The 12,284-nt window shown below is 49.8% G+C and carries 9 protein-coding genes; 8 read left to right on the top strand and 1 reads right to left on the bottom strand.

The window, feature by feature from the left end:
- Positions 1–101: 101 nt before the first annotated feature.
- Positions 102–1,928, bottom strand: coding sequence for a phospholipase D family protein (locus AAHF22_RS11090; RefSeq protein WP_347325071.1), 1,827 nt, complete (start codon positions 1,926–1,928; stop codon positions 102–104).
- Between the two features lie 504 nt (positions 1,929–2,432).
- On the opposite strand from AAHF22_RS11090, the gene AAHF22_RS11085 reads away from it, so the two are divergent.
- The 8 genes from AAHF22_RS11085 (at position 2,433) to fni (ending at position 12,051) form a co-directional block, all read left to right on the top strand.
- Positions 2,433–3,983 carry a phytoene desaturase family protein gene (locus tag AAHF22_RS11085; RefSeq protein WP_347325070.1) on the top strand — a complete coding sequence of 517 codons (1,551 nt, stop codon included), beginning with the start codon at positions 2,433–2,435 and terminating at the stop codon, positions 3,981–3,983.
- Complete coding sequence (locus AAHF22_RS11080; protein WP_347325069.1) at positions 3,980–5,452, top strand: phytoene desaturase family protein; 1,473 nt, start codon at positions 3,980–3,982, stop codon at positions 5,450–5,452. The genes AAHF22_RS11085 and AAHF22_RS11080 overlap by 4 nt, the downstream gene beginning before the upstream one ends.
- Positions 5,449–6,330 carry a phytoene/squalene synthase family protein gene (locus AAHF22_RS11075; RefSeq protein WP_347325068.1) on the top strand — a complete coding sequence of 294 codons (882 nt, stop codon included), beginning with the start codon at positions 5,449–5,451 and terminating at the stop codon, positions 6,328–6,330. Before AAHF22_RS11080 ends, AAHF22_RS11075 begins: the two co-directional genes overlap by 4 nt.
- Position 6,331: 1 nt before the next feature.
- Positions 6,332–7,117 (top strand): carotenoid biosynthesis protein, encoded by a 786-nt coding sequence (locus tag AAHF22_RS11070; protein WP_347325067.1) that lies wholly within the window; start codon positions 6,332–6,334, stop codon positions 7,115–7,117.
- Entirely contained in the window at positions 7,086–7,820 is a 735-nt protein-coding gene (locus AAHF22_RS11065; protein WP_347325066.1) for a lysophospholipid acyltransferase family protein, read from the top strand. The genes AAHF22_RS11070 and AAHF22_RS11065 overlap by 32 nt, the downstream gene beginning before the upstream one ends.
- On the top strand, positions 7,789–9,009 hold the full coding sequence (locus AAHF22_RS11060) for a glycosyltransferase family 2 protein (RefSeq protein WP_347325065.1): 1,221 nt from the start codon (positions 7,789–7,791) through the stop codon (positions 9,007–9,009). The genes AAHF22_RS11065 and AAHF22_RS11060 overlap by 32 nt, the downstream gene beginning before the upstream one ends.
- Positions 9,006–10,502, top strand: coding sequence for a phytoene desaturase family protein (locus AAHF22_RS11055; protein ID WP_347325064.1), 1,497 nt, complete (start codon positions 9,006–9,008; stop codon positions 10,500–10,502). The genes AAHF22_RS11060 and AAHF22_RS11055 overlap by 4 nt, the downstream gene beginning before the upstream one ends.
- A 499-nt stretch (positions 10,503–11,001) precedes the next feature.
- The gene (gene fni / locus AAHF22_RS11050; protein WP_347325063.1) at positions 11,002–12,051 is read left to right on the top strand and encodes a type 2 isopentenyl-diphosphate Delta-isomerase; all 1,050 of its coding nucleotides are present in this window, start codon (positions 11,002–11,004) and stop codon (positions 12,049–12,051) included.
- The last annotated feature ends 233 nt before the right edge of the window (positions 12,052–12,284 follow it).

Here is a 12,284-nt window from a genome sequence, read left to right as displayed (position 1 = left end):
TCCTTGTTATGACTTTATGGTGGAATAATGAGCCTTTCATTTGCATCATGATTTTTAGATCACCCGTTCATCCAGCACCCGACTATTTTAAAACTATCACCTTAAAATGTCGTAAACCCGAGAATGAGCTGTAAGCGATAAGCGATATCTTTAAGCCATGTCGTTTGCTCCTGATACATGCTCAGCGGCAATGTGTACTGCTCGCCATCATTGTTCCACAGCATATTGAAGTAGCTGTTCAATTCAAGCATTAACGGATTTTGATTCGATGCGCTTATCCACAGATCATTTTCCAGATTATAGTCATCCAGATTACGTGGGGTAAAATTGGATGAACCGCCGATAATCAGGTCGTTGCCGCTCGCTTTGTGAATGTACATTAGCTTCGTATGATACTGCTCATCGGTCGTGTTGTACCAGCGAATCCCGATTCGCCCACCGGAATTCTCATTCAGCTCGGCAGCGACTGGACGGTTAGGAATCCCGATCTTATCCTGTCCAAACGCATTCTGGTTCGGGTCCATAATTAGGCGCATCGTCGCGCCACGCTGATCGGCAGCAAGTAGCGCTTTGATCACTTCCGGGTCTGCCAGATAGAACATCCCCATCCATAATGTGTCGCCCTTTTTCGTATCGTTGATCGCTTCCAATACACGGTTATATACTTTGCCCTCGGTCATATAACGAAGCTGGATCGGATCGGAGACGGTCGTGCCGGTGTTGCTATCCGCACCGTTGGTAGTGGCATCGTTCTTACGATCGGTTCCATTATTTGTCGTACTGTTATTTGTTACACTGTTCGTATCGTTATTGTTCGTAGATTGTGCGCCAGCCTGGGATGGAGCAGATTCTGAAGTTGATGCGGTGCTGTCAGCTCCATAATTAGCAGCATTGTCATTAGCAGTTCCAGCTGACGTTTGCGCTACGTTCATATCATGGGTCGGCGCTGTATCATCCCCCGTTGTAACGGGTGCCGGTGTAGAAGAGGCAGCCGATTTGGACGCTGCTGCGTTCGTCTGGTCTGTGCCGGATGCAGTCGCTGTATAAGCAGGCAGCTTTACCGAATAGCCGGACAGATCCACCACCGCCTGCTCTGCTTTGAGCAGATCACCGATAATCGGGCCTTGCACTTCAAATGCCACATTGGAATGATATGCGCTCGCGTCGTGCACATTACCTGTAGACACCAGCGCGCTATGATCAGTAATGACCGCTTTACGATGATTCGCTTTGACATTGATTAGCTTTAAGTAGGAGCGTAACGTCACATCCGGCCCACCGGTTGCCATTGCATTTGGAATCGTACCGTTCCCTGCCTGACCAAACCACTGGAAAAAGGTGCGCCACACCGCCGAATAAACAGGGGTGGAGTCACGTAGCGGATCGACATCGGTCATAATGATGCTAATGCCTGCCTGTCTCATTTTTTCCAATAGTGGATTTGGACTGGAATTGTAATTCGTATTCACCTCATCGGTAATGAACACAATTTGTAAGTCCGGCTGCTTTTGTTTGCGCTGAATCAGGCGGTCAGCCAGCCCTTCGCTGAGCTTCGGATACTCCTGACCTTTATGTACATAGTTATTGAACAAAAACATATCGATCACGATAAAACGATCGGCTTCATCGACCATTTGCAAGATTCGATCATAAATATGCCGTTTTTGGGTAAAGCGATCGCCTGAACCCGGTGCTGGATACGTGAGATCATAATAAAAATTCACATGATCGACCGTATAGAGCGGACTCTCATACGATACGCCAGCTGGAAGCGGTTTGTGTGTTTGATAGATCATCACAGCGATCAGCCATACGACTAACAGACTGAGCGCAATCCGAATAAGAGGTAGCCGCCAGCCCTTTTGACGCTTATGTTTGCTGGAGCGGGAAGTGTGAATAGGTGAGGAATTTTCAGGGAATGCTTTCATGAGCGGTAGCTCCTTTCCATTCGATCCAGACGCGGCTTTAGACGGACAGCAAGCATGATCTGCTAGCTTGCACGCTGGACCTCTCTAACCATATACCAACAAAGCTTTATTTTTGACGCAATGTATAGCAATCGTTTGCTTTCAATCGTTCAAATTTTGTTCAAAAATAACCCAATTTAATTTTATAAAATGGGTTCGGGTGAGGTGCAAATCGGGTGTTATTTGTTTATATATAGTTTACGGGTATTGGTTACATGTGTAATACGTGCGGGAGCGCTTCATTTAGGGAAAAAATAACTTTTTCTGTGCAATATGCTGTTTCTATGCAATATACGGAAACTCTATATGCTGAATATCGATACAACCGCTGCACCAGCAAAGTTGATCGTTTCAATATAGGGGAATCGTTATTACGCAGCATAGGGGATCGTTATTGCGCAGTCGTCAGTTTTCCCAGGTGATGCTATCCCAGCACTCATTTCAGTTCAAAAAAAGGGGAATGTTATGAAAGCGACTCAATCTGCCCGCAAAGCAGTTATCGTTGGAGCAGGACCGGGTGGACTGGCGGCGGCAATGCTGCTGGCGAGCCACGGGTACGAGGTGGATGTGTTCGAGAAGCAGCCGGTTGTTGGCGGCCGATCCGGTCGCTTAGAAGTTGGAAATTACCGCTTTGATCGGGGAGCGACATTTTTGATGATGCCCCATCTGATCGAGGAGCTGTTCACGCTAGCCGGGCGTTCGCTGCACGATTATGTGGAGATGAAGGAACTGACTCCGCTGTACAGTTTGCATTTTGGCGACACCGTCTTCAAGCCATCGCGTAATCGCGAAGATACGGCGGCACAGATCGCACGACTGTTTCCAGGCAATGAAGCTGGCTACTATCGTTATCTGGAAGAAGAAGACGTGAAGCTGGATAAAGTGATGCCACTGCTGCGTCGTCCATTTTCCAATCTGCTTGATTATGTACGCAGTGATGTGATTCGTGCACTGCCTAAACTGCATCTGAATGATACCGTCTATGGACGTTTATCTAAATATTTTGATGATGAACGATTGAAGCAGGCATTTACGTTTCAATCTAAATATCTGGGCATGTCCGCTTGGGATTGTCCGGGCACATTTACGATTTTATCTTACCTTGAGCACCGCTATGGTTTGTTTCATCCAACAGGTGGCATTCATGCCGTATTTGAAGCGATGGCAAAAGTGATCTCTGAACACGGTGGACGCGTACATACTTCCAGAGGCGTACAACGGATACTGACAGAGAACGGAAAGGCTACAGGCGTGTTGCTCGAGGATGGCGAGCACCTTATGGCTGACCGAGTGGTCATTAATGCTGATTTTGCTACCGCGATGAACCGGTTGTTTGAACCGGGCGTATTGCGCAAATATGCACCGGAACGTGTTGCAGCCAAAACGTATTCCTGCTCGGCTGCCATGCTGTATCTCGGTGTGGATGGCGAAATTGATCTGGATCACCATTCGGTCCATTTTTCCGAAGATTATCATCGTTATGTCGATGAGGTGACACGCTTCAAAACGTTGTCGAATGATCCGTCCCTCTACGTACACAACCCATCACGACTCGATAAAACGATGGCGCCAGCAGGCAAGTCAGCGCTGTATCTGTTGATGCCGACACCCAATCTGACCGGCGAGACGGATTGGGAAGCGAAGCGCGAAGAAGTCAAACAGCAGATGCTGGATCGCGCCGAGCAAATTCCGCAGCTGCGTGGGCTGCGTGATCGGATCGAGGAAATGCAATTTTTCACACCGCTGGATTGGGAACGTCAGCTCGATGTGTATCAAGGTGCCGTGTTCAATCTGACGCATAATCTGGGACAAATGATGGCCTTCCGTCCGCATAATCAGTTTGAAGAAGTGGACAATGTATGGCTTGTTGGCGGCGGTACACATCCAGGCAGCGGTTTGCCAACGATCTTTGAATCGGCACGCATTAGCACGGCGCTGATCTTCAAGCAGGATGGTGTATCACATACGCATTCCGCAGATGCGGGTACCGTACTGGCAGGGGCGGAGCAACCATGAGACGTAAACGAATCGCCATCGTCGGCGGCGGAATCGGCGGCTTAACTGCCGCGTTGCTATTGAGCCAGCGCAACGTGGAAGTGACTATTTTTGAAAAGAGTGATCGTGTTGGTGGACGTATCGCCTTTGAAGAGCAGGACGGGATGATGATCGATCAAGGCCCAACGATTGTACTGCTGCCCGAAATGCTGCATAGCATTATGGAGGAAGGCGGTATTTCTCGTGATCGTCTGCCATTGATCGAATGCGATCCGTTGTATCGGATTCATTACGCGGATGGTCGTGTAATGACCAAACATCGCGGTACAGAGCAGCAGGCAGAGGAGATTGAACGTTTATTTCCCGGCTCAGGTGCAGATTTTCGCCGTTTTATGCAGGACATGAATCCGTTGTTTACACGGGGACAGGCTTCCTTTTTAGAGCGTGATTTCCCGAATGCCAGTGCGTTTTTCTCGCGTAGTAATCTGGCACTTATGCGCAGTCTGCGTGCCTATCGCAATCTGAGCAATGCCGCAGGCATCTATTTCCGCCATCAGCAACTGCGCGAAGCGTATTCGCTGCAAAGTTTGTATATCGGTGGGATTCCGGAGAAAACACCGGGTCTATACACGATGTTACCGTATGCAGAGCATGCGTTTGGCGTCTGGATGCTCAAGGGTGGCTATGCGGCATTGCCGCGTATAATCGGTGAGGAGCTGCACAATCGCGGAGTGAACATCCGTCTGAACTGTAAGGTGAACCATATCGAGGTGCGCAATGGTGTATGTCTTGGTATTCAGGCGGATGGCGAGAAAATGCCGTTTGATGCGGTATTGTACAATGGCGATTTTCCATTGATTCGCGAGCTGTTAACCGATTCGCAGCCACCACTGAAGCTACAGCGCCGTCCGTATCAGCCGTCCAGTGGCTGTGTATTGATCTATGCCGGCACAAACCGTCGCTGGTCTGATCGACTTGTGCATCAGTTCTTTTTGCCAGACGATCTGAATGCCAGTCTGCGTCAAACATTTGGCGAACGAAAATTGCCTCTGCATCCGTCGGTATATGTCTTTAATCCGGTAGCCCTTGATCCCGAAGCTGCACCAGATGGACAAAGTGCATTATATTTTCTAATTCCGGTGACCGATGAGCAAGGGATTGCCTGGGAACAACAGACTGACGAGCTGGTTGAACGTGCTCTGTCTATGGTAGAGGAGCGAGGCTGGGAAGGCTTGCGTTCGTCGATCACATGGAAAAAAGTGCGTACACCGGCAGATGCCAAACGTAGCGGATTGTACGGCGGAGGCAGCTTCGGCATCGCTCCGATCATTCGTCAATCCGGTGCTTATCGTCCACAGCCTCGTCCGTTTCCGTCGATTCGCCGTTTATATGCGGCAGGAGCCTCTGTTCATCCCGGTGGCGGTGTACCGATCGTCATGCAGGGAGCGCGAATGGCCGCACAGCAAATGTTAAAGGAGTTGGGACTTTGAAATACGCGACCGAAATGGACCTGAAAAGCTGTGAAGAGATGATCCGACATGGTTCATCGTCCTTTTATTACGCATTTAGCTGGTTATCCAGTCCGCAAAAGGAAGCCGTGCATGTCATTTATGCCTTTTGTCGTATGATTGATGACAGTGTGGATGAGCCGGAACGCTCGCCCTATACGATTCAACAGCTGCAAGCTTTGTTTACGAATTTGGAGCGTGCTGAAGGTCATTTTATCTGGCCGGCGCTGCGCTGGTTGTTTCATGAATTTCCGGGCTTATCCAAAGAACCGTTCAAGCGTCAGATGGATGGGCAGACGTATGATTTGACGTTTACACGCTATTCTACGATGCGCGAGCTGGAGCATTATTGTTATCTGGTCGCAGGTACGGTTGGCGAGATGTTGCTGCCTGTGCTAAAAGGTCAGCATAGCGAGCATATTCGTCATTCCGGTATCGCACTCGGCAAAGGGATGCAAATTGTCAATATTATGCGCGATATTGGCGAAGACCATCGTCGTGGTCGTCGTTATGTACCGCTGGAGCTGATGGCACGTCATGGCTATACCGAACAGGAATTGGAAGAGGGTGTCGTGAACGAGCGCTTTACAGCGATGATGGAAGAACTGCGTTTACTGGCTGAGCAATGGTTTGCGACTGGTCTCGGTGATCTGGACGCGTATCCAGAGCGCAGCGCTTTTACCGTAGAACTGGCAGCAACATTTTATGCAGGCATTATGGATGTTATTCGCGAAAATGAATATGATGTATTCACACAGCGTGCGATTGTTAGCGATGAGCGCAAGCTGTATATGCTAATGGAGATTGCACAGCGGCATGGTGTGAGTAAGGACATGTTAAGTCGTCCGGCGGTATCTTAGGATGGGCTGGATCTTTTGGATATGGTATGGAATTGGAGCCGTGCTCCTGTTAACGATTGGCGTGCCGCAAGTATTGGATTTCTCGAATGGGCTGTTTCTTGTCTTCTATGCGCTGTATGCTATGTCTCTTGTACGGCGCAGTCAACCCCAGTATTCAATGTCCGACTGGTCAGTCAGTAACCGGGACAGCATTACATTACCCCGTTTACTGACTGCGGCGGCGCTAATGTGGCTTGGCGGCATGGCGCTGGAATGGATCGGTGTACATACAGGCTGGCCGTTTGGTGAATACGAATACAGTTCTATTCTGGGCAGTCTCGTTTTTGGTGTACCGTGGACGCTCGGTTTTGCGTGGATCGCGGTCGTATCAAGCGGTATTTTACTGGCGAGTGGAAGTCAGCGTGCCGATTCGATGCGTGCGCGTCTGTTACGTGCGCTACAGGTTGGGGTATGGATTATTATTCTCGATCTGGTGCTTGATCCGGTTGCGGATGCACGGGGCTTCTGGAGCTGGGGAAGCGATAGCGGATTTTACGGGGTGCCGTGGAGTAACTTTATCGCCTGGTTTATCGTAGGTGGTATGCTATCGTTAACGATTCCGATCATTCGGCTTAGTCCATCCGTTGCGCGGCAGGCGGTATTTTTGTATCAGGGGATTTTGCTGATGTTTGGATTGCTTGCCTGGCAACAGGGGTTGATCGGTTCGGTTATTGCGGGTGTGATCGGTATTGTACTGGCAGAAGGGAGCTATCGGTATGATCGCCGCCAACAAGTCAGCCGCATTTGAGCGTATCTTTGTATTGTATAATGATTGGTATTTGCTGCGACGGCAGTTTCATTCGTTTATGATGAGCGGTGAGCTGGATACAGTGCCTGCTGGACAACCGGCGGTCTATATGATGAATCATAGCTCCTGGTGGGATGGGCTGCTAGTGTATCATGCGTTTAAGCGCACCTCGTCTGCCAGCCACTATATGATGATGGAAGAGCGACAGCTGGAACGATATCGTTTTTTTAGCAAAATGGGTGCTTTTTCGATTAATAAAAATAGTCCGGCTGATATTCGGCAGTCGATGCGTTATGCCGGACAATTGTTAGAGCAAGGGCAGCGGGTATGGATTTTTCCGCAGGGGGAAATTCGCCATGTGGAGACGCGTCCGCTTGCCTTTCGCTCAGGTATTAGCTTGTTGCTGCGTCAATCTTCGCTACATATTCCGGTTATTCCGGTGACGCTCTATTATGGGCTGTTTCAACATTCCCGTCTACAAGCCGGACTGATGATTGGTCAGCCGATTACTGAGGATTGGCGTGCATTATCGGCTGACGCTTGCAGTCAATTGCTGGAGCAGCGGTTGACCGTTCAATTGGATGAGCAGCGCGCTAACATGATCGAGGCGAAAGGACAACTGCCGCAGGGACGTGATCTGATTCCGCATCGCCGCTCGACAGATGAAAAGTATGACCAATACCGCAAATGGAGAAAAAGGTGAGCCAATGGAACTGCTGTTAATGGTCATTACCTGCTGGCTACTGCTTCAGCTTGCGTTTACAATTTGGAATTTGAGCCGGATGCCGAAGTTGGGCAAGCCGGTACAGCGTCAGGCGTGGGAGCAGGAGTATGATTTTCCAGATCAAGTTACCGCTTGTACAGATGGCGATAAACCGCTTCTATCTGTGCTTATTCCGGCGCGTAATGAAGAACGGAATATTCGCGAATGTCTGGAATCGATTAGTGCCTGTCGCACTGATACGATGAAGCTAGAAATTCTCGTAATGAATGATCACTCTGAGGACGATACCGAGGCTGAGATTCGTCAGACGATGGCGAATGATGATCGGATTCGTCTTTTTCACGGTACGACGTTGCCCCAGGGCTGGATGGGCAAATCGTATGCGTGTCATCAATTGTCCCTGCATGCACGTGGCGAATGGTGGTTATTTGTCGATGCGGATGTGAGATTAGAGCCGGAAGCGCTGGAAGCGGCGATGGTAACGGCGCGTTCTCAGCGTACCGGATTGATCAGCGGCTTTCCACGGATGGAGACAGGCACATGGTTGGAGCATATCGTCGTGCCGATGATGGCGTTTATTATTGGATATCATTTGCCGATTATGATGATTCGGCGCAGTCCGCGTCCGGTCTTTCTGGCAGTGACCGGGGCATTGTTGATGATCCATCGGGATAGCTACAAGCGTAGCGGAGGGCATGCCCATATCTACAATCATATCGTGGAAGATATGGAGCTGGCACGTGCTGTGAAGCAGGCAGGTGACCCGGTGACACTGGCGGATGTGCATCGCCATACGTCAGCACGCATGTACCGTAATGCAGCCGAGGTATGGGAAGGGTATAAGAAAAATATTTTCGCCGGCACAGGTCGTAATCCGTTGCTTGTGTTCGGTGTGAGTATCTTTTATGCGTTATTGTTTCTGTTACCGCTGGTGATGCTGATCTGGAGCCTGGTCACAGCGCAGCCTGTACTTGCTGCATGGGCAGGGGCGGCTGTGTTGATTGGGATGATCACGAAAGGCATCATTGATCGATTTAGCGGCAAATCATTCTGGCTGGGGTTGCTTATGCCGATCAGTGCAGCCTGTTTGATCCTGATTTTGCTTGATTCATGGATCGCCAGTCTGAACGGAAAAGGATACCGGTGGAAAGGCAGGACGTATGGATGAATAGTAACGGACAACTCGGATCACGTCGGGCCATTATTATCGGTGCCGGATTTGGCGGCTTATCTTGCGCTATTGGGCTTGCTACAGAAGGCTATGACGTAACGATATTGGAAAAGCAGCCGACGATCGGTGGCAAACTGCAAGCACTGGAATTGGAAGGGTACCATTTTGACCGCGGACCGAGTACGATTACGATGCCGCATGTATTTCGCAATGTGTTTGAACGTGCCGGGCGTCAGATGGAAGATTACGTACAGCTGTATGAGCTAGAGCCGCGTACACGTAATGTATTTGCGGATGGACATGTGGTAGATTTGAGTCGTAGTGCAGAATATACCGCTGAACAGATTGCGGTCTATAGCCCGGAGGATGCGCGAAATTATGGACGCTTTTTGCAGGAAGCAAGCGCGATGTATCGCGAAGCTGACGGGCAGTTTCTAAATACACTTCTGCTATCCTGGCGCGATAAAATAAAGCCGTCGATGGGACGCAGTCTACTGCGTGTACGTCCACTCACGACACTGCAAAGTTTGCTCAAACGATATTTTCGCCATCCGCATACGCTAATGCTGCTCGGTCGCTATGCGACATACGTTGGCGCATCCCCGTATCAAGCACCTGCAATCTTTGCCATGCTGGCACATGTAGAAGCAGTCGATGGCGTATATGGCGTGCGCGGCGGTACTAGTCAAATCGTTCATGGTATGGCTCGCCTTGCAGGAGAGCTGGGCGTCACGATCCAAACGAATACTGAAGTCACCCGCATTAACGTCCATTCCGGACGAGTGAGCGGTGTAGAAACAAATCAAGGCGATTACGAAGCGCCACTGGTGATCGTAAACGGCGATGTGCTCAGTGCCAGTCGCATGCTGCTATCGGAGCAGGAGCGCCCTTCACTGTCGGATCGCCGCATTGATGCGTATGAGCCGTCCTTATCCGGCTTTGTCACACTCGCTGGTGTACCGAAGCGCTATGATGGGCTATTGCACCATACTGTATTTTTTCCGGAGTATTATGAACCGGAATTCCAATCGATCTTCACCCAAAAAACAGCGCCAGCCGACCCAACGTTGTACATCTGTCATTCCGGTTATTCCGAGCCTGGCATGGCACCAGAGGGCGCCAGCAACCTGTTTATCCTTGCCAACGCACCGTACACATCCCAGCAATGGAACTGGCAAGAACAACAAGCCGCCTATGGCGAACGCATCGCTTCCATGTTGGAAAGCTACGGCTTAACGGGCATCCGCAGCGGCCCTGTCTGGCAACATTACACACCAGCCGACATCCAGCGCGACACCTACGCCCACCGCGGAGCGATTTACGGCATCTCGTCCAACGGCTCCAAGCAAACCTTCTTCCGCCCGGGCAACCGCAGCCCTGATATTCAGGGCCTATGGTACGTCGGCGGTACTACTCACCCCGGCGGCGGCACCCCAATTGTTACCTTATCCGGTCAACTGGTAGCGAAGCATATTGCCAGTCAGAGTTAGCGCTTTGACCGTGTTAAAAGTAAAGTATAATAGGTCACCACAGAGCGGAGTTTAAGTTGTGATACAGATCGGGTCTTCATAAGATAAAATAAAGCAGAAGCTAAATTTAAGTGGATCAAGGTAACAGGTAGGAACGGGGAAGAATTAGGGTTAAAATGGACTGGTTATGCTAGATTCGAGTCGTTTGGTGATCGATTATAGGATAAGCATAGGGCAAGCTGGAACATGTAATGGAAAAGAGTAAACATAACAACAGGGTACATTTGCCCTGAACGGTTATCTGTAATATGTATGAATAAATGAATGTGCATAAAGGGGTGTTCCCTTGTTCTTTACTAGAAATGGTGCAACTCTCAGCACACTGTTCCACATAGGAGTACATCGTTTAATCACCCTTCCCGACCTACCTTATCGCTTCGGTTTCGCTGCCTGGCGTTCGAGGTGAATGGATGCCATACACAATTGCAGGCGGTACGCCACATAAAGAAAGGAAGCGGATATGACTCATCCATCTCAAGAAGGACATATTTCAGATCGCAAAAGCGCACATGTCCGATTGTGCCTTGAAGAAAATGTAGCTGGTGAAGGCATTACGTCCGGCTTTGAACGATATCGGTTTCGCCATCAGGCGTTACCGGAACTTGATTTTGCCCGTATCGATCTGACGACTTCGATGTTTGGTATTAATCTAAAAGCGCCGTTGCTGATCAGCTCCATGACAGGGGGCAGTGAAGCGACAGGAGAGATTAATCGCAGGCTTGCACGCGTAGCCCAGCGTCGCGGCTGGGCGATGGGGCTTGGCTCGGTACGTGCTGCAATTGAGCATGACGAGTTAGCTGCCACATTTAATGTACGTAGCGATGCGCCCGATATTCCGATCATTGCGAACCTGGGCGCGGTGCAGCTCAATTACGGATTTGGCGTAGACGAATGTCGGCGTGCGGTTGAGCTGGCGGAAGCGAGTGCACTCGTTCTGCATTTGAACAGTTTACAGGAAGTGTTTCAACCTGAAGGCAATGTGAATTTTGCTAGTCTATTGAAACGTATGGAGCAGGTGGCCACGATGCTTGATGTACCTGTCGGTGTCAAAGAAGTAGGCTGGGGCATTGATGGTGAAACCGCGCAGCGTCTTGCCAATGCAGGCATGGCATTTATCGATGTAGCAGGTGCAGGCGGCACATCGTGGAGTCAGGTAGAGAAGTTCCGTAGCCATGATCCGGTACGGCGTGCAGCCGCCGAAGCGTTTGCAGGCTGGGGTTATCCAACCGCAGATTGCATTCGTGATGTACGAAGCCATGTGCCCAATATGCCGTTAATCGGCAGTGGCGGTCTATACACAGGTGTAGATGCAGCCAAAGCGATTGCGCTTGGCGCAGATCTAGTCGGTTTTGGACGTTCTTTGCTAGGTGCAGCGGTCGAATCGGAGGATGCGCTGGATCAAGTGTTGGAACGTGTAGAATTTGAACTGTCCGCAGCGATGTTTGGCGTTGGCGCGGCTTCGATCGAACAGCTTCAACAGACACAGCGGCTATATCGAATTGATGGATAAGAATAGCGTGTAGCGAAGCTGGTTTTCTAATTGTGATGGAGCCAACAATTACGGTGACTAAGAGAAACAAAAAAACAAAACAAAACGAGCGTTATTGAATCATAGCGTATGTTCGTTTAATACTCATTCATTTCTAATAAATCATGCAAAAAGACCTCGCCATAAGCAAGGTCTCTTTTTTTGCGTTGTCGCAGCTCCACTCTTATTCCATTGATGCATCAACAGGTCATCGT

Source organism: Paenibacillus wenxiniae (assembly GCF_039822605.1).
Taxonomy (GTDB): domain Bacteria; phylum Bacillota; class Bacilli; order Paenibacillales; family Paenibacillaceae; genus Saccharibacillus; species Saccharibacillus wenxiniae.
This window is presented reverse-complemented; position numbering and strand designations above follow the sequence as displayed.